At 71.0% G+C, this 17,905-nt stretch carries 13 protein-coding genes; 3 read left to right on the top strand and 10 right to left on the bottom strand.

Annotated elements, in window-relative coordinates:
• Positions 1 to 147: 147 nt before the first annotated feature.
• Together OG792_RS28230 and OG792_RS28235 are read left to right on the top strand one after the other, a co-directional pair.
• Entirely contained in the window at positions 148 to 1,236 is a 1,089-nt protein-coding gene (locus OG792_RS28230; protein WP_329103943.1) for an RNA ligase, read from the top strand.
• A 3-nt stretch (positions 1,237 to 1,239) separates the two neighbouring features.
• Positions 1,240 to 2,136: a phosphatase domain-containing protein gene (locus tag OG792_RS28235; RefSeq protein WP_329103945.1), complete on the top strand. Its 897-nt coding sequence runs from the start codon at positions 1,240 to 1,242 to the stop codon at positions 2,134 to 2,136.
• 87 nt (positions 2,137 to 2,223) lie between these two features.
• Here the strand turns inward: OG792_RS28235 and rho are convergent, their stop codons facing one another.
• The 6 genes from rho to OG792_RS28265 all read right to left on the bottom strand — a co-directional run bounded on the left by rho (position 2,224) and on the right by OG792_RS28265 (position 11,560).
• The gene (rho, locus tag OG792_RS28240; RefSeq protein WP_329103948.1) at positions 2,224 to 4,290 is read right to left on the bottom strand and encodes a transcription termination factor Rho; all 2,067 of its coding nucleotides are present in this window, start codon (positions 4,288 to 4,290) and stop codon (positions 2,224 to 2,226) included.
• A gap of 296 nt (positions 4,291 to 4,586) precedes the next feature.
• Positions 4,587 to 5,660: a homoserine kinase gene (gene thrB / locus OG792_RS28245; protein WP_329103950.1), complete on the bottom strand. Its 1,074-nt coding sequence runs from the start codon at positions 5,658 to 5,660 to the stop codon at positions 4,587 to 4,589.
• Between the two features lie 85 nt (positions 5,661 to 5,745).
• A complete protein-coding gene (locus OG792_RS28250) occupies positions 5,746 to 6,009 on the bottom strand; it encodes a hypothetical protein (RefSeq protein WP_329103952.1) in 264 nt (87 codons plus the stop codon).
• Positions 6,010 to 6,023: 14 nt separating this feature from the next.
• A complete protein-coding gene (locus OG792_RS28255; protein WP_329103954.1) occupies positions 6,024 to 6,878 on the bottom strand; it encodes an SPFH domain-containing protein in 855 nt (284 codons plus the stop codon).
• A 70-nt stretch (positions 6,879 to 6,948) separates the two neighbouring features.
• The gene (locus OG792_RS28260; RefSeq protein WP_329103956.1) at positions 6,949 to 8,196 is read right to left on the bottom strand and encodes an MFS transporter; all 1,248 of its coding nucleotides are present in this window, start codon (positions 8,194 to 8,196) and stop codon (positions 6,949 to 6,951) included.
• Positions 8,197 to 8,305: 109 nt separating this feature from the next.
• A complete protein-coding gene (locus OG792_RS28265) occupies positions 8,306 to 11,560 on the bottom strand; it encodes an efflux RND transporter permease subunit (RefSeq protein WP_329103958.1) in 3,255 nt (1,084 codons plus the stop codon).
• A gap of 205 nt (positions 11,561 to 11,765) precedes the next feature.
• Here OG792_RS28265 and OG792_RS28270 point away from each other — a divergent pair, with 205 nt between their 5' ends.
• Positions 11,766 to 12,227, top strand: a complete 462-nt coding sequence (locus tag OG792_RS28270; RefSeq protein ID WP_329111480.1) for a MarR family transcriptional regulator — start codon at positions 11,766 to 11,768, stop codon at positions 12,225 to 12,227.
• A gap of 54 nt (positions 12,228 to 12,281) precedes the next feature.
• On the opposite strand, the gene thrC is transcribed toward OG792_RS28270, so the two are convergent.
• The 4 genes from thrC to argS form a co-directional block, all read right to left on the bottom strand.
• Positions 12,282 to 13,331: a threonine synthase gene (gene thrC / locus OG792_RS28275; protein ID WP_329103960.1), complete on the bottom strand. Its 1,050-nt coding sequence runs from the start codon at positions 13,329 to 13,331 to the stop codon at positions 12,282 to 12,284.
• Positions 13,332 to 13,499: 168 nt separating this feature from the next.
• Positions 13,500 to 14,834 carry a homoserine dehydrogenase gene (locus OG792_RS28280; protein ID WP_329103962.1) on the bottom strand — a complete coding sequence of 445 codons (1,335 nt, stop codon included), beginning with the start codon at positions 14,832 to 14,834 and terminating at the stop codon, positions 13,500 to 13,502.
• Positions 14,831 to 16,216: a diaminopimelate decarboxylase gene (gene lysA / locus OG792_RS28285; protein ID WP_329103964.1), complete on the bottom strand. Its 1,386-nt coding sequence runs from the start codon at positions 16,214 to 16,216 to the stop codon at positions 14,831 to 14,833. Before lysA ends, OG792_RS28280 begins: the two co-directional genes overlap by 4 nt.
• Before the next feature lie 3 nt (positions 16,217 to 16,219).
• Entirely contained in the window at positions 16,220 to 17,887 is a 1,668-nt protein-coding gene (gene argS / locus OG792_RS28290; RefSeq protein ID WP_329103966.1) for an arginine--tRNA ligase, read from the bottom strand.
• Between the last annotated feature and the right edge of the window lie 18 nt (positions 17,888 to 17,905).

A 17,905-nucleotide genomic window follows, 5' to 3' on the forward strand; every position in this document is an offset into this window, starting at 1 on the left:
CGCTCGGGCGTGAACCGGAACCGGTGGCCGATTGACCAGTGTGCCATGGGCCTTGGCCCACCTCGAAATCGGGCTGCACACCTGATCCGTGGTGGTTAACGTTTCCCGCACCCCCGTGCATTCCCCTCCCGCCGGAAGGCATACCCCGTGACCACCCCTGTCCGCGTACCGGTGACGCTCTCGCAGGTCCTCGACCCGTCGGCCCTGGCCGCCGCACTGGCCGAGGGGCTGGTCCGGGTGCAGCGCCATCCCGAGCTGCCGTTGTCGATCTACAACTACACCGAGGCGTGCACGTACGCGTCGGCCTGGACACCGGTGACGTTGGCCTGTCGGGGGCTGATCGTGGACGACACGACCGGGGCGGTGCTGGCCCGGCCGTACCCGAAGTTCTTCAACCACGACCAGCCGGGCGCGCCGGACCTCCGCCCGGACGCCCCGGCGGTGGTCACGGACAAGGCGGACGGCTCGCTCGGTGTGATCTTTCCGACCCCGTCCGGGTACGCCGTCGCCACCCGTGGCTCGTTCGCCTCCGACCAGGCTCGGCACGCGACCGTTCTGCTGCGCACCCGCTATTCCGGTTTTGTCCCGCCGGCCGGGCACACCGTGCTGGTCGAGATCGTCTACCCGGCCAACCGGATAGTGCTCGACTACGCCGGCCTGGACGACCTGGTGCTGCTCGGCTCGGTCGAGATCGCCACCGGTCGCAGCCACGGCCCGGCGGCGGTGCCCGACTGGCCCGGTCCGGTGGTGGACCGGCTGCCCTACCGCACGCTCGCCGAGGCGCTGGCCGCGCCGCCGCGCGAGGACCGGGAGGGGCTGGTGGTGCACTGGCCGGACACCGACCAGCGGGTGAAGATCAAATACGCGGACTACGTCCGGCTGCACCGCCTGGTCTACGGCCTCAACGCCCGAGCGGTCTGGGAGATCCTGGTCCGCGGCGGCAGTCTGGCCGCCCTGGTCGAGCCGCTGCCGGACGAGTTCCGCGCCTGGGTCGAGGCCGTCGCGGCCGAGCTGACCGCGACCGTCGCGGCCCGCGCCGCGCAGATCGAGACCGCGTACGGTGAGATCGTCGCCGGGCTGCCCGACGGCTGGACCCGACGCGACTTCGCCGGCCGGGCCCTGGCCCACCCGGAACGCGCCGCCCTCTTCCTCCGACTCGACGGCGAGGACCATCATTCGCTGCTCTGGCAGCAGGCCAAGCCGACCGGTGACCGTACCCCGCACAACCCGGAGTGACCGATGACCCGACTGATCCTCACCCGAGGGCTGCCCGCCTCCGGCAAGACCACCTTCGCCCGCAAACTCCAGCCCGGCGTCGTCCGGGTCAACCGCGACGACCTGCGCCGGATGTTGCACGGCACCCGGCTGTTCACCCAGTGGGCCGAGGGGCAGGTGACCGCCGTACAGCGGGCCCAGGTCGAGGCGCTGCTGCGGGCCCGGGTCGACGTCTGTATCGACGACACCAACCTGCGGTCGAAGACCGTACGGGACTGGGCCGAACTGGGTGCCCGGTTCGGCGCCACGCTGGAGGTGCACGACTTCACCGACGTACCGGTGGATGAGTGCGTACGCCGGGACGCCGACCGGGCCGAGGACGACCGGGTCGGCGAGGAGGCGATCCGCCGGATGCACCAGCGTTACCTGGCCGGGCGCAACCTGCCGCTGCCGGTGCCGTACGTGACCCCGGGCGGGCCGGCGACCGTGTACCGGCCGACGTCCGGCGCCCCGGAGATCGTGCTGGTCGACATCGACGGCACGGTGGCGCTGATGGGCGCGCGCAGCCCGTACGACATGAGCCGGGTCGGCGAGGACCTGCCGAATCCGGCGGTGATCGCGGCGGTACGGGCGATGCACTCGGCCGGCTACGGCGTGGTCTTCTGCTCCGGTCGGGACGACTCCTGCCGGGCCGAGACCGAAGCCTGGCTGGACCTGCACGTGGCAGTGCCGTACCTGGAACTGCACATGCGCGAGTACGGCGACAGCCGCAGGGACTCGGTGGTGAAGCGGGAGATCTTCGAGTCCGAGATCCACCCCCGCTTCCGGGTGGTCGGCGTCTTCGACGACCGCATGCAGGTGGTACGGATGTGGCGCGAGCTCGGCCTGACCGTCTTCCAGGTCGCCGAGGGCGACTTCTGACGGTCGCGGCGGCCACCGCAGGTCGGGTACGACGAAGGGGCACAGCCGTTTCCGGCCGTGCCCCTTTCGCCTACGTCACCGGGACTACTACTCCCCCGGCGTCGACTTCGCGATCTGCATCAGGAACTCGATGTTGGTACGGCTCTGCTTGAGCCGGTCCAGCAGCAGGTCCAACGCCGCCTGCGAGTCCAGCGAGTGCAACACCTTGCGCAGCTTGTGCGTGATGGCCAACTCTTCCGGCGCGAGCAGGATCTCTTCCTTACGCGTACCGGACGGGTGGATGTCGATGGCCGGGAAGACCCGCTTGTCGGCGATCTTCCGGTCCAGCTTCAGCTCTGCGTTGCCGGTGCCCTTGAACTCCTCGAAGATGACCGTGTCCATCATGGAACCGGTCTCCACCAGCGCGGTGGCGAGGATGGTCAGCGAGCCGCCGTTCTCGATGTTGCGCGCCGCGCCGAGGAACCGCTTCGGCGGGTAGAGCGCGGTCGAGTCGATACCACCGGACATGATCCGGCCGCTGGCCGGCGCCGCCAGGTTGTACGACCGCCCGAGCCGGGTCACCGAGTCCAGCAGTACGACCACGTCGTGGCCCAGCTCGACCAGGCGCTTGGCCCGCTCGATCGCCAGCTCCGCGACCGTGGTGTGGTCCTGCGGCGGCCGGTCGAACGTGGCCGCGATGACCTCGCCCTTGACCGAGCGCTGCATGTCGGTGACCTCTTCGGGCCGCTCGTCGACCAGCACCACCATCAGGTGGCACTCCGGGTTGTTGTGGGTGATCGCGTTCGCGATCGCCTGCAACACCATCGTCTTACCCGCCTTGGGCGGGGAGACGATGAGCGCCCGCTGGCCCTTGCCGATCGGCATGACCAGGTCGATGACGCGGGTGGTGAGGATGTGCGGCTCGGTCTCCAGACGGAGCCGTTCCTGCGGGTAGAGCGGGGTCAGCTTGTAGAACTCCGGCCGCCGCTTCGCCTCGTCCGGCTCCATCCCGTTGATGGTGTCGAGCCGTACGAGCGGGTTGTACTTGTCCCGCCGCTGCTCACCGTCGCGAGCCGCCCGGACCGCACCGGTGACCGCGTCACCGCGGCGCAGGCCGTACTTCTTGACCTGGGACATCGACACGTAGACATCGTTCGGCCCGGAGAGGTAACCGGTGGTCCGGACGAAGGCGTAGTTGTCGAGCACGTCGATGATGCCGGCCACCGGGACGAGCACGTCGTCCTCGTTGACCTGCGGCTCCCGGCCAGCGGTGGTGACCTCGGCGCCCTCGGGGCGGTCGTTGCGACCGCGCCGACGGTCCCGGAACCGGCTGCGGCGGCTGCGGCGACCACCGCCCTCGCCGTCATCGTCATCGTCGTTGCGATCGATGTTCCGGTCGTTGTTGCGGTCGAGGTTGCGCTCGCCGTTACGGTCGCCGTTGCGGTCGCTCACGCGCTCGCCGTTGCGGTCGTTGGCACGCTCGCCGTTACGGTCGCTGGTGCGGTCGTTGGCACGCTCGCCGGTGCGCTCGCTGGTGCGGTCGTTGGCGCGCTCGCCGTTACGGTCGCTGGTGCGGTCGTTGGCACGCTCGCCGTTACGGTCGCTGTTCCGCTCGCCGTTGCGCGGGCCGCGCTCGGCCCGGTCGCCGCGCTCCCGGCCGGTGCGGGACTCGGCCCGCTCGGCCCGGTCGACCCGCTCGGCGGTCTCGGCCACCGGCTCGTCGGCCTTCGGCTCTGCCGTCGTCGTGGCGGCGGCGGTTGCCGCAGCACGGCTGGACCGGCGGGAGGACCGCTCGCGTACGGGCGCCTCGGTGGTCGCCGGCTGTGCCGCCGGGGCCGGGGTCTCGTCCGCGCCACGCCGTTCGGTGGTGTCCCGTACCTCGGCGCGTACCTCGTCCCGGTCCCGGGCCGGCGCGGCCGCAGCGGCGACCTCGACCCGTGGACGCGGCGGGCTACCGGCGGCGGCGCCGCCCTGTCGCTCCGAGATCGCGCTGATCAGCTCGCCCTTGCGCATCCGAGCAGTACCGGAGATGCCGAGCGACGCGGCCAGGCTCTGTAGCTCCGGCAGCAGCATCGCCGACAGGCCGGTGCCGGTCCGGCGGCGACGGACGGGACCCGCGGTGGCTTCGCCAGCGACGTTGGAAACATCCGACGTCACGTCGGTGGTGTCGCTCAATGGATTCCTTCCCTCGATAAGGCCGGGGCTACCCGGGATCGACAAACAAGGTGGCCGGGCGGCCTCGGTACACCCGCCTCGCGTCGCGCGTAACGGGAGTCTGTAACACAGCAGCCGGTTTTCCCGACTCACCAACGCCGGTGAGCAGTCTTTCGCCGCCTGCGACGACCGGTGGAAAACTGCGGTGCGGCGTGGGCCTAGGCAAGGGTGAGACGGGCTAACCGCCGAAAGCTTCGGGGGTGCACCGACCCGCAGGAGTTCGCATGCTTCGCGGCTGTGCTAAGTCTAGAGCGTAATCAACTCTTCCGACCTGCGGCAACAGGGTCCCGCTCGGCGTGTCCCAGTCTAACCCTATCAACCTGGGCGCCGGTCACGTCTACTGGCAACAGCCGTACGGACCAACCCATTCCCGGGTCGAAGCTCTCCGGCAGCGCGGACAGGGCCAGCACGGTCGGTCCCGCACCACTGACCACCGCTGCCACTCCGGCCGCCCGCAGGGCCGTGAGCAGGGACGCCGTGCCCGGCATGCCGGCCGCGCGGTAGTCCTGGTGCAGCCGGTCGGAGGTCGCGGCGTACAGCAACGACGGGTCGGCGGTGAGCGCGTGCACGAGCAACGCGGCCCGACCGGCGTTCCGCGCGGCGTCGTGATGCGGCACCGTGGCCGGCAACGCGGCCCGCGCCACGGCGGTGAGTCCCCGTTCCTCGGGCACAAAAAGCACCGGCGCGATGTCCGGCGACGGCCGCAGGGCAACGGCACGAGCACCGGCAACCGATGCCGCCCACCGCGTTCCGGCGGTCCCGGCCGCCTCGTCTTCCCCGCCGGTCACGTGAGTCCCAGCGGTCCCGCCGACCTCATCCGCCCCAGCGGTGGCGAAAGTGCCGGCCGCGAGCGGCGCGGTTTCGGTCCAGGCGATGGTGAAGCCGCCGAGCAGGCAGGGGGCCACGTTGTCGGGGTGTCCCTCGATCTCGGCCGCCAACCGCAGTGCGCCCGCGTCGTCCAACCGGTCGAAACCGTCGACGGTCAGTCCCCGGGCCAACTGCACCCCGGCGACGATCGCCGCCGACGACGAGCCCAGGCCACGCGCCTGGGGAATCCGGTTCGCGCAGTCCAGCGCCAGTCCGGACGGCTGGCCGCCGAGCAGGTCGAAGGTGGCCCGCATGGCCCGGACCACCAGGTGGGTCTCGTCGTCGGGGAGTTCACCCGCACCCGCGCCGGTCACCGCGACCCGGCAGCCGCTCGGGGTCACCCGGGCGCTGACCTCGTCGTGGAGCGCCAGCGCGAGGCCGAGCGAGTCGAAACCCGGCCCGAGGTTCGCACTGGTCGCGGGCACCCGGACCCGGACCGGACCGGCAACGAAGGACAACGCCATCCGCTCATGCTAGGGCGGCCGGCTCGTACGGCTGCCGGCCGCCCACGTTTGGTCAACATTCGGACGGCGGTCGCGGACGACGCCGCTACCCGTCCGGCTCGGTCGACGTGGCGGACTCGCTCGTCGTACCGGGGTCATCCGATGTCTGCGGTTCGGTTGTCGTATCGAGTTCGGTCGACGTACCGGGGGCGGTTGACGGTTTCGGTGGGCGCCCGACGGTACGCAGGGCGAGCCGGAGGGCGTACTCGATCTGGGCGTTGACGCTGCGCAGGTCGTCGGTGGCCCACCGGGCGACCGCGTCGTAGACCTGCGGATCGAGCCGGAGCAGGAGTTTCTTGCGCTCGGCCATCAGCCGGACCGCCTCTAGCTGTAGAGGGAACCGGCGTTGACAACCGGCTGGGCGGCCCGGTCGCCGCAGAGTACGACCAGCAGGTTCGCCACCATCTGTGCCTTGCGCTCCTCGTCCAGGTCCACCACGTGCTCCTCGCGCAGCTTGTCCAGGGCCAGCGAGACCATACCGACCGCGCCCTCCACGATCTTGAAACGGGCGCCGACGATCGCACTGGCCTGCTGGCGGGCCAGCATCGCCTGGGCGATCTCCGGGGCGTAGGCGAGGTGCGTGGTACGCGATTCGAGCACCTCGACGCCGGCCATCTCGGACCGCTCCCGCAACTCGTGGGTCAGCTCCTCGCTGACCACCGCGCTGTCGCGCAGGCTGGCCCGACCGGAGTCGTGCGCCTCGTACGGGTAGCTGGTGGCCAGGTGCCGGACGGCCGACTCGGCCTGCACGGCGACGTACTCGACGTGGTCGTCGACGGCGAACACGGCCTTGGCCGCGTCGACCACCCGCCAGACGACAACGGCGGCGATCTCGACCGGGTTGCCGTCGGCGTCGGAGACTTTGAGCCGGGCGGTCTCGAAGTTGCGCACCCGCAGCGTCACCTGGGTACGGGCGGTCAGCGGCAGGGTCCAGTGGAATCCGGCCTCGCGGATGGTGCCGACGTAGCGGCCGAAGAACTGCACCACCTGCGCGTTGTTGGGGTTGACGATGGTGAACCCGGTGCCGGCCAGGGCAGCCAGTACGGCGTAGCCGACGGCGGTGGCGATGATCGCCTGGTCGCTGCCGCTCGCGGCGAGCACGACGGCCGCGATGGCGGCGAGCACGACCAGCACCGCGACCATGAGGAATCCGGACATCCGGAAGACCACTCGCTCCATGACATCTCCTTAGTAGCAAAGTGATATCACCACGATAGCGAGCGGCCGCACGACGGACAACCCCATATCCCTACCGCTTCGGCTCGACGTCCAGCGCCGGCTCGGGTTCGGTGAGGGCGAGCTTGCGGGTGGCGATCCGCCACCCGATCGCGTACACCACGGTGACCAGGCCACAGCCGGCCAGCACCACCCGCTCATCGACGTGGTCCACCACCGCCGCGACCGCGAGCTGGCTGATCGAGATGGCGAACGTGGCCAGCATCAGGTCGGTGGCGAACACCCGGCCACGCAGCCGGTCCGGCACCTCGCCCTGCAACGCGAAGTTGGAGAGCACCCAGTTGCTGCCACCGGCGAAATGGGCCACGAAGACCAGCGCCAGCACCAGCGGGAACCAGTTGACCAGGGAAACCCCGAGGTAGGCCAGGCCGTAGCCGGACATCGACAGGGCCAGGCCGGGCAGCAGCCAGGACCGCCGGGTGAGCACCCGACGCATCAGCACCGGTCCGGCCACCGCACCGGCGCCACGGGCGGCGAAGAGCAGGCCGGCGCCGAGCGCGCCGACCCCGTACACGCCGGCCAGCAGCGGGAACACGGTCAGCACACCGTTGCCGAGGCCGACCGCCGACTTGACCGTGACCAGGGCCCGCAGCCGGGGCCGGGCCGAGATGTAGCGCAACGCCTCGCCCAGCGCCGCCCAGCCCCGCTGCGCCGGTTCGCCGTGGTCGCGCGGGGCCTGCAACGGGCGGCGGATCAACCCGGCCAGACCGGCCGCGCCGGCCAGCGCCGCCGCCGCGATCCAGAAACACGCGTACGGTCCGACGACCTCGCTGAGCAGCCCACCGAGCGACGCCCCGACCACCGCCATGGTGCCCCAGGCCGCGCCGGCGACCGCGTTGCCGGCGGCCAGGTCCTCGGGGGCGAGCACGTTCGGCAGGGCGGCCTGGGCGGCGGGCGAGTAGAACGCCTTCGACACCGCGACCGCACCGATCGCGACCAGCGCCAACCAGGCGGTGTCGGCACTGCGTACCCAGAGCAGCAGCAGGATCGCCACCAGCGCGGCCAGGTTCGCCACCATCATGATCTTCTTGCGGTCGATCCGGTCGGCGATCATCCCGCTGTACGGCAGCATCAGCGCGGTCAGCCCGGTGTCGACGGCCAACACCAGCGCGCCCCACACACCGCTGCCGGTGAGCTGTGGCAGCAGCACCAGCAACGGCACCATGACGAACCAGTCGGCGCCGAAGACCACGAGTTCGGCGCAGAACAGGTTCCGGAAGTCACGGTTTCGGGCCAGGACCCGCAGCGGAGACGACGACACGGACCCGGACCCTACCCGGAGGTGAACGGCCCACAGACGGGTCGTCCCGGGCCGGTGATCTACACCGACCCGGGACGACCCGGACTAGCCCAACCGCTCGTTGCCCGGACTACTCAGCCGGTGGCAGCGGCGAACGCCGGGTCTTCGGCAGCCGGAGCACCTCGAACTGGTCCGTACCGTCGATCAGCGCACCCGACGGCCTGGGCGCCGCGTCGACGCCGAACCGACCCGCGTCGGTCGAGTTGCCGGCCGTACCGGTCGCCGGCGCACCGGCGCCGACCAGCACCGGCTCGGGAGCCGAGCCGGACGGGGCATCGCCCTTGGCCAGGTTGCGCCGCTCCCGGCGCCGCTCCCGCCGGCCCTCCACCATCGTGTAGAGGGTCGGCACCAGGACCAGGGTGAGCAGGGTGGAGCTGAGCAGGCCACCGATCACCACGACCGCCAGCGGCTGGGAGATGAAGCCGCCCTCGCCGGTGAGGCCGAGTGCCATCGGCAGCAGGGCGAAGATGGTCGCGATGGCGGTCATCAGGATCGGCCGCAACCGGCGCCGGGCCCCTTCGACCACCGCGTCCTGGACGCTCAGGCCCTGCTCCCGGTACTGGTTGATCAGATCCAGCAGCACGATCGCGTTGGTCACCACGATGCCGACCAGCATCAGCACACCGATCAGGGCCGGTACGCCCAGCGGCGTCCCGGTGACCAGCAGCAGGCCGATCGCACCGGTGGCCGCGAACGGGATCGAGACCAGCAGGATCAGCGGCTGGATCAGGCTCCGGAAGGTCGCCACCATGATCACGAAGACGATCGCGATCGCGGCGAGTACGGCCAGCCCCAGGTCGGCGAAGGCGTCGGCCTGCTCGGCGCTGACCCCGCCGATGGCGAAGCTCGCCCCCGGCACCTCCAGCGCGTCCAGCTTCTTCTGCAACTCGGCGCTGGTGGCGCCGAGGTTCGCGCCGGTGGCCGTACCGGTGACGGTGACACTGCGCTCGCCGTCGATCCGGGTGATCGAGACCGGGCCCGCCACCTCGTTGACGACGGCCAGGTCACCGAGCTTCGCCGGGCCGATCGGAAGCGCCTTGAGCTCATCGACGGTGGCCGGGCTCGCGCCGAAGCGCAGCACCACGTCCTGCTGATCGTTGTCGAGCGATACCTGCCCGAGCGGGCTGCCCCGGAATGCCTGCCCCACGAGCTGGCCGACGGCCGCCTCGGAGAGCCCGAACTGGGCCGCCTTGGCCCGGTCCACCGCGACGTCGATCCGCGGTGCGCTGTCGGCCAGGCTCGTCTCGACGTCCTCGACGTCCGGGGTGTCGGCCACGAGCTTGCGTACCTGCTCGGTCGCCTGCGCCAGTATGGTGTTGTCGGACGCCTGGACGATCACGGCGAGCTGGTTGGTCGACTGGCTGCCGCCGCCGAAGGTGATCTCACCGGCATTGCTCAGCTTGTCGAACTCCGCCCGCAGGCTGTCCCGCAGCGGTCCGGCCTCGGTGCCCTCGTGCAGCGCCACCGAGAAGCTCGCGCTGGCGCCGCCACCGCCGCCCTCCCACGGGTTGCCCCCGCCACCGGCGGTGACCTGGTACGTCTCGACCCCGTCGGTCCGGGCCAGGATCCCCTCGACCTGCTTGGCCGCGGCGTCGGTGGTGGCCAGGCTGCTGCCGACCGGCAGCTTCTGGCTGATGCTGAGGGTGTCCTGGCCGGAGTCGTCCAGGAAGTTCGTCTTGAGCTGGGTGGAGAGGCCGAACGTCGCGAAGAGCACCACCAGCCCGATCGCCACCGTGGCCCAGCGACGCGTGGTCGCGAAGTCGATCACCGGCAGGTAGGCCCGCTGGAGCGGACTGCGCAGTTCCTTCTCCTCGGCCGCCGCGCGTACCGCCGCCTCGCCGGCGCCACCGGCGGCCGGCTTCAGGAACCAGTACGCCAGCACCGGGATGACGGTCAGCGAGACCACCAGCGAGGCGAGCAGCGCCACCGTGACGGTGATCGCGAACGGGGCGAAGATCTGCCCGACGAAGCCGCCGACCAGGGCGATCGGCGCGAACACCGCGACCGTGGTGAGGGTGGAGGCGGTCACCGCGCCGGAGACCTCGCGGACGCCGGTGATGATGGCCCCGCGCTTGTCCTCGCCGTACCCGAGGTGTCGTTTGATGTTCTCCAGGACGACGATCGAGTCGTCCACCACCCGGCCGACCGCGATGGTCAGCGCGCCGAGGGTGAGCAGGTTGAGCGAGTATTCGCCGATCCAGAGCGCGATCAGCGCGACCATCACGGAGAGCGGGATCGAGACCGCGGTGACCAGGGTGGACCGCACCGACAGCAGGAACACCAGGATGACCAGGACCGCCATCACCAGGCCGAGCAGGCCCTCGGTGGTCAGGCTTTCGATCGACTTCTCGACGTACGGTGCCTGGTCGAAGACGACCGTCAGGTCGGCGCCGGATGCCTGACCGAGGTCGGCGAGCCGGTCCCGGATCTCGTGCGAGATCTGCACCGCGTTGCCGTCCGGCGACGCGGTGACCTGGATGCCGAGGCTCTCCTTGCCGTTGGTCCGGGTGAACGCGGTCGCCGCGGCGACCTGCTTCTCCACGGTGGCGATGTCGCCGAGCCGAACCGCCGGGGCGCCCGGAGTGGACGGGCTGACGAAGATGCCGCGCAGGTCGTCGATGGTGCCGATCCGGGTACCGATCTGCACCGTACGGGCCTGGGTGCCGTCGACCAGGGTGCCGGCCGGGATGGCCACCCCGTTCGTCTGGAGCGCGGTGCCGATGGCGGTCGGCGCGATGCCGAGCCCGGCGAGCTTGGCCGGGTCGGGGGTGATCACGACCTGCTGGTCGGGCGCACCGGTCACCTCGACCGTGCGGACCCCGTCGATCCCCTCGATCTCGGGTACGACGGTGGCGCGCAACTTGTCGGCGAGCGCCTGCCGGTCCCCGCCGCCGCTGGCGGCCAGTACGACGGCGGGCAGGTCGTCGGTGCTACCGGCGAAGACCAGCGGGTCGACGCCCTCGGGCAGCTGGGTGCTGATCCGGTTGAGCGCGGTCTCCATCTTGTTGACCATGCCGTCGAGGTCGCTGCCGAACTCGTACTCGACCTGGACGGTGGTGGCGCCCTCACGCGAGGTCGAGGTGACCTTGGTGAGACCGGCGACGCCCTGGATGCTGTTCTCGATCGGCTCGGTGACCTGGGCTTCGACGATCTCGGGCGAGGCGCCCGGGTAGCTGGCCACGATGAACGCCGCCGGGAACTCCAGCGACGGTAGGAGTTGCTGCTTCAGCGAGGGGACGGCGAACACCCCGAAGCCCGTGATCACCACCGCGATGAGGGCGACCAGCCCTCGGTTGGCGAGACTGAGCCTGGCAAACAACGACATGGGCGAGCTCTCCTGGGGAAGTCAGGGCGCGACACGAATATTTTGCCTGACACGAACAATTCGCGTGAGGCCGGGGGGCCTGCTAACGTCCGGTGGCCAGTGGCACGACCTCCGTCACCGCCACCACCGCGACGGCGAGGAGGCGGGCGAAGCGTTGGGCGATCGGTCCCGGCTCATCGCGGCCATCATGGATGGTCAACGTCGGATGCAACACGTGTTCGCCTCCGACCGCTCCAATCCGCTCCTCTCGCTGCACCTGACCCTGCCGCAGCTGAAAATCCTGCTCCTGCTCGCACACAGCGGCAGCGCTTCCGGCCGGGAACTGTCCGGCAGCGTCGGGGTCAGCCTGGCGACCATGACCGGCATCGTCGACCGTCTGGTCACCCAGGATCTCGTCGTACGGGGTGAGGACCCACGCGATCGGCGGGTCCGCCGGGTCGAGCTGAGCCCGTCCGGCCGCAAGCTCATGGAGGGCATCCTGACCGCCGGCAACGCCCGGATGCAAAGCCTCCTCAGCCGGCTCTCAGTCGACGAGCTGGCGACCGTCGAACGGGCCACCGCCCTGCTGCTCGACGCGGCCATCGCCGAGCACCGCGAAGCCGGGTCCGTGGCCGTACCCGGTGACCGGCCGGACCCGGCCCGAGAAGACCGGTCCACCGACCGGTAGCGCCGGCCGTGGGTGAGCCGGCGCCGAGGTCGATACAGGGCGGAAAACCGCTGGTCAGACCAGGTCGAGCGCGCGGGCGGCGGCGATCGGGTCATTGCCGATGGTGGTCGGCGACGGTGCGGTGGAGATGGCCCACTCCGGATCCTTCAGCCCGTGCCCGGTGACCGTGCAGACGATCGTCGAGCCGGCCGGAACCGTACCCGCCTCGGCCTGCTGGAGCAGGCCCGCGACACTGGCCGCGCTGCCGAGTTCCACGAACGCGCCCACCTCACGGGCAAGCAACCGGTACGCGGCCAGGATCTCCCGATCGGTCACCGCGGCGATCAGCCCGCCCGAGGCGTCCCGCGCGTCCAGCGCCCCGGTCCAGCTCGCCGGGTTGCCGATCCGAATGGCGGTGGCGATGGTCGACGGCTCGCGTACCGCCTCGCCGTTGACGATCGGGGCGGCGCCGGCCGCCTGGAAGCCGTACATCCTGGGGTGTCGGGTGGCGTTGCCGGCCGCCACGTCCTCCCGGTAGCCCAACCAGTACGCGGTGATGTTGCCGGCGTTGCCGACCGGCAGGCAGTGGATGTCCGGTGCGTCGCCGAGCGCCTCGACGATCTCGAAGGCGGCGGTCTTCTGGCCGTGCACCCGGTCCGGATTGACCGAGTTGACCAGGGCCACCGGGTAGTCCTGGGCGAGCTTGGAGGCGAGCGCCAGGCAGTCGTCGAAGTTTCCGTCGACCTGCAACAGCTTCGCCCCGTGGACCAGCGCCTGGGCCAGCTTGCCCAGCGCGATCTTGCCCTGCGGCACCAGCACCGCGCAGCTCAGCCCGGCCCGTGCGGCGTACGCGGCGGCCGAGGCGCTGGTGTTGCCGGTCGAGGCGCAGATGATCGCCTTGTTGCCGGTCTCGACCGCGCGGGAGACCGCCACGGTCATCCCCCGGTCCTTGAACGAACCGGTCGGGTTGGCCCCCTCCACCTTCAGGTAGACGTCACAGCCGGTACGGGCGGAGAGCACCGGCGCGGGCAGCAACGGGGTGTTCCCCTCGTGCAGCGTGACGACGGGTGTGGCGTCGGTGACCGGCAGCCGGTCCCGGTAGGTCTCGATCAAACCCCGCCACATGTCGATCTCCTCGTCGATGCGTTGCCGCCTGGGGGCGGACGCCGGGTGAAGGTGGGTCAAGCGTGACCCAGGGTGCCGGCGGCCGTGCCCGCGCACCCATCGTTACCCATCTGGCGGGACACCGCCGCCCCGCCCCCGGCCCCCGACCGGGCGCGCCGGCCGATCGACTCAGACCCCGCCCTCGACCCGCAGGACGCTGGCGATCGAACGGACGATGTCGAGACCGCGCAACTCCTCGACGGTGGCGGCGAGCGCGGCATCCGGCGCGGCGTGGGTGACGATCACCAGGATCGCGTCACCGCCCCGCCCGGCGGTCGCCGTACCGCTGGTGCTCGCGGACGCCTGCCGGACGGTCGCGATCGACACCTCGTGCCGGGCGAAGACCCCGGCCACGGTGGCCAGCACACCGGCGCGGTCGGCCACGTCGAGGCTGATGTGGTAGCGGGTGACCGCCTCACCCATCGGCCGGATCGGCAGCGCCGCATACGCCGACTCGCTGGGCGTACTGACGCCGGCCAGCCGGTTGCGGGAGACCGCCACCACGTCGCCGAGCACCGCGCTCGCGGTCGGCGCACCGCCGGCACCCCGGCCGTAGAACATCAACTGCCCGGCCGAGACCGCCTCCACGAAGACCGCGTTGAACGCGTCCCCGACGCTGGCCAGCGGGTGGCTGCGCGGGATCATCGCCGGGTACACCCGGACACCGATCGACTCCGCGCCGGTGGAGTCCGGGCCACGCGAGGCGATGCAGAGCAGCTTGATCGTGCAGCCCATGGCGTTGGCGCTGGCCACGTCGGCGGCGGTGACCTCGGTGATGCCCTCGCGGTAGACGTCGGCCGCGCTGACCCGGGTGTGGAAGGCCAGCGAGGCGAGGATCGCGGCCTTCGCCGCCGCATCGAAGCCCTCCACGTCGGCGGTCGGGTCGGCCTCGGCGTACCCCAGTTCGGTGGCCTCGTCGAGGGCCTCGGCGAAGCCGGCACCGGTGGCGTCCATGGCCGAGAGGATGAAGTTGGTGGTGCCGTTGACGATGCCGGTGACCCGGGTGATCGTGTCGCCCTGCAACGACTCGCGCAGCGGGCGCAGCAGCGGGATCGCCCCGGCGACCGACGCCTCGTAGTAGAGGTCGGCACCGCTCTCCGCGGCGGCGTCGTGCAGCGACCCGCCGTCCTCGGCGAGCAGCGCCTTGTTCGCGGTCACCACGCTCTTGCCCGCCCGCAGCGCCTCGACCAGCCAGGTACGGGCCGGCTCGATGCCGCCGACCATCTCCACCACCACGTCGACGTCGTCCCGTTTGACCAGGCCGAGCGCGTCGGTGGTGAAGACCGCCGGATCGACCGGGAGGTCACCCCGGTTGCGGCCCTTTCGGCGTACGGCGATGCCGGCGATCTCCAGCGGCGCGCCGATCCGGGCGGCGAGGTCGACGGCCTGCTCGTGCAGCAGCCGGACCACCTCGCTGCCGACCGTGCCACAACCGAGCAGCGCCAAGCGGACAGGCTTCGTCATCCCACATCCAATGCCAGCAGATCGTCTTCGGTCTCCCGCCGGACGATCACGCGTGCCTCGTCGCCACGGACCGCCACCACCGGGGGCCTCGGGACATGGTTGTAGTTGCTGGCCATGCTCCGGCAGTAGGCACCCGTGCCGGGCACGGCGAGAAGATCTCCGGGCCGTACGTCGGCGGGCAAGAATTCATCCTTCACCACCACATCCCCGGACTCGCAATGCTTTCCCACCACACGGGCCAGGATCGGCTCGGCGGCCGAGCGCCGGCCGGCCAGCGTCGCCGAGTACGAGGCGCCGTACAAAGCGGTACGGATGTTGTCACTCATCCCGCCATCCACGCTCACGTACGTCCGCAGCCCATCGACGTCCTTGACCGTGCCGACCTCGTACGCGGTGAACATGGCCGGGCCGATGATCGCGCGGCCGGGCTCGAAGCTCAGGTGCGGCTTGGCCAGCCGCAGCCCCTCACACTCCCCGTCGACGATCTTGTTGATCCGCTTGGCCAGGTCGTGCGGCGTCGACGGGTCGTCCTGGGTCGTGTACGCGATGCCGAAGCCGCCGCCGAGGTCCAGCTCGGGTAGCTCGACCCCGCGCGCGTCGCGGATCTGCGCCTGGAGGCTCAGCACCCGCCGGGCCGACACCTCGAAGCCGCTGGTGTCGAAGATCTGCGAGCCGATGTGCGAGTGCAGCCCGCGCAGCTCCAGCACGTCGTCGTCGAGGATCCGGAACGCGGCCTCGGCCGCCGCCCCGCCGGCCAGCGAGAAGCCGAACTTCTGGTCCTCGTGCGAGGTGGCGATGAACTCGTGCGTGTGTGCCTCGACCCCGACGGTGACCCGGAGCAGCACCCGGGGGCGGACCCCGCGCCGCCGGGCCAGCTCGGTCAGCCGGTCGATCTCGTCGAAGGAGTCGACGATGATCCGGCCGACCCCGGCGTCCAGGGCGCGGGACAGCTCGCTCACCGACTTGTTGTTGCCGTGGAAGCCGATCCGCTCGGCCGGCATCTCGGCGGCGAGCGCCACCGCCAGCTCACCGCCGGAGCAGACGTCGAGGAACAGTCCCTCCTCGGCGATGATCCGGACCACGGCCTTGCAGAGGAACGCCTTGCCCGCGTAGAAGATGTCGTCGTCGGGGAAGGCGGCCCGGAAGTCCCGGCAGCGCGACCGCAGGTCCTCCTCGTCGAGCACGTAGATCGGGGTGCCGAACCTCCTGGTCAGCTCCCCGATCCGCAGGTTGCCGACGGTCAGTTCGCCGTCCGCGTCGCGGGTGACGGTCCGCGGCCACAGTTGCGGCACGAGGGCGTTGACGTCCTCCGGCGTACGCAGCCACGCCGGTCCCCGACTGCCGAGGTCGCCGTGCAGCGCCCCCGCCTCATGAGCACGCATCGGTTACATCTTCTCCGGGGCCGAGACCCCCAGTAGTTCCAGTCCGTTGGCGATGACCGTACGGGTCGCGTCGACCAGCCACAGCCGGGCCCGGTGCAGGTCGGTGATCTCCTCGTCGCCCAGCGGCAGCACCCGACAGTTGTCGTAGAACCGGTGGAACGACTGCGCCACCTGCTCCTCCAGATAGCGGGCCACCCGGTGCGGTTCACGCAGCTCGGCCGCGGAGGCGAGTACGGCCGGGTACTCGGCCAGCGCCTTGAGCAGCTCGTTCTCCTTCTCGTGGTCAAGCAGCTCGGGGCGGAACGCGTCCGGCTCGCCCCGGGTCAGCCCGACCTCGGCAGCCTGCCGGCTGATCCCGGCCGTACGCGCGGCGACGTACTGAACGTAGAAGACCGGGTTGTCGCTCTTGGCCCGGGTCCAGAGCTCGACGTCGATGTCGATCTGGGAGTCGCTGGAGTAGCGGGCCAGCGCGTACCGGGCGGCGTCCACGCCGATCGCCTCGACCAGGTCCTCCAGGGTGACCACGGTGCCGGCCCGCTTGGACATCCGGACCGGCTGACCGTCCCGGACCAGGTTGACCAGCTGGCCGATCAGGATCTCCAGGGTCTGCTCCGGGTCGTCGCCGAAGCAGGCGGCCATCGCCTTCATCCGGCCGACGTAGCCGTGGTGGTCGGCCCCCAACATGATCACGACCCGGCCGAAGCCGCGCTCCCGCTTGTCCAGGTAGTAGGCGCAGTCGGCGGCGAAGTAGGTCCACTCGCCGTTGGATTTGCGCAGCACCCGGTCCTTGTCGTCACCGAAGTCGGTGGTCCGCAGCCAGGTGGCACCGTCCAGCTCGTAGGTGCGGCCCTGGTCGGTCAGCCGGACCAGGGCCAGGTCCAGCTCGCCCCGGTCGTGCAGGTCCTTCTCGTTGAAGTAGACGTCGAACCGGACCCCGAACTGGTCCAGCGAGGAGCGGATCTCGTCGAACATCAACGCGACCCCCTCGACCCGGAACACCTCCTGGGCAGCCTCGTCCGGCCGGTCCAGTACGTCCGGACGCAGCGCCCGGACCGCGTCGGCGATCTCGCCGATGTACTGCCCGCCGTAGCCGTCCTCGGGGGCCGGCTCACCCTTGGCTGCCGCCAACAGCGAGCGGGCGAACCGGTCGATCTGCGAGCCGGCGTCGTTGAAGTAGTACTCGGTGGTGACGTCGGCACCGGTGGCCCGGAGCAGGCGGCTGAGCGCGTCGCCGACGGCCGCCCAGCGGACCCCGCCGATGTGCACCGGGCCGGTCGGGTTGGCCGAGACGAACTCCAGGTTGATCCGCTCGCCGGCCAGGGCGTCGCCGCGGCCGTACTCCCGGCCCGCCTGGACCACGACGCGGGCGAGCTGCCCGGCGGCGGCGGCGTCGAGACGGATGTTGAGGAAGCCGGGTCCGGCGATCTCGACCGATTTGATGCCGACTGCCCGGCTCAGCTCCTCGGCCAGGCTGGCAGCCAGCTCGCGCGGCGGCAGCCCGACCCGCTTGGCGAGCTGCATGGCGAGCGTCGAGGCGTAGTCGCCGTGCTCGGGGTTGCGCGGTCGCTCCAGGGTCACCGACTCCGGCAGCAGGGACGGATCGAGCCCACGGGAAATGAAGACCGCCTGGGCGGCGGTACGGACGACCTCGGCGAGATTGGCGGGAGTCACCGAAACATGTTACCGGGG

This window comes from Micromonospora sp. NBC_01699, assembly GCF_036250065.1.
Lineage (GTDB): Bacteria > Actinomycetota > Actinomycetes > Mycobacteriales > Micromonosporaceae > Micromonospora_G.

Excerpts from the sequence above, each read along its gene's own strand:
- lysA (WP_329103964.1), bottom strand. The coding sequence starts at position 16,216 with ATGCGTGCTCATGAGGCGGGGGCGCTGCACGGCGACCTCGGCAGTCGG.
- OG792_RS28235 (WP_329103945.1), top strand. The coding sequence starts at position 1,240 with ATGACCCGACTGATCCTCACCCGAGGGCTGCCCGCCTCCGGCAAGACC.
- thrC (WP_329103960.1), bottom strand. The coding sequence starts at position 13,331 with ATGTGGCGGGGTTTGATCGAGACCTACCGGGACCGGCTGCCGGTCACC.
- OG792_RS28255 (WP_329103954.1), bottom strand. The coding sequence starts at position 6,878 with ATGGAGCGAGTGGTCTTCCGGATGTCCGGATTCCTCATGGTCGCGGTG.
- thrB (WP_329103950.1), bottom strand. The coding sequence starts at position 5,660 with ATGGCGTTGTCCTTCGTTGCCGGTCCGGTCCGGGTCCGGGTGCCCGCG.
- OG792_RS28280 (WP_329103962.1), bottom strand. The coding sequence starts at position 14,834 with ATGACGAAGCCTGTCCGCTTGGCGCTGCTCGGTTGTGGCACGGTCGGC.
- OG792_RS28270 (WP_329111480.1), top strand. The coding sequence starts at position 11,766 with ATGCAACACGTGTTCGCCTCCGACCGCTCCAATCCGCTCCTCTCGCTG.
- OG792_RS28265 (WP_329103958.1), bottom strand. The coding sequence starts at position 11,560 with ATGTCGTTGTTTGCCAGGCTCAGTCTCGCCAACCGAGGGCTGGTCGCC.
- OG792_RS28250 (WP_329103952.1), bottom strand. The coding sequence starts at position 6,009 with ATGGCCGAGCGCAAGAAACTCCTGCTCCGGCTCGATCCGCAGGTCTAC.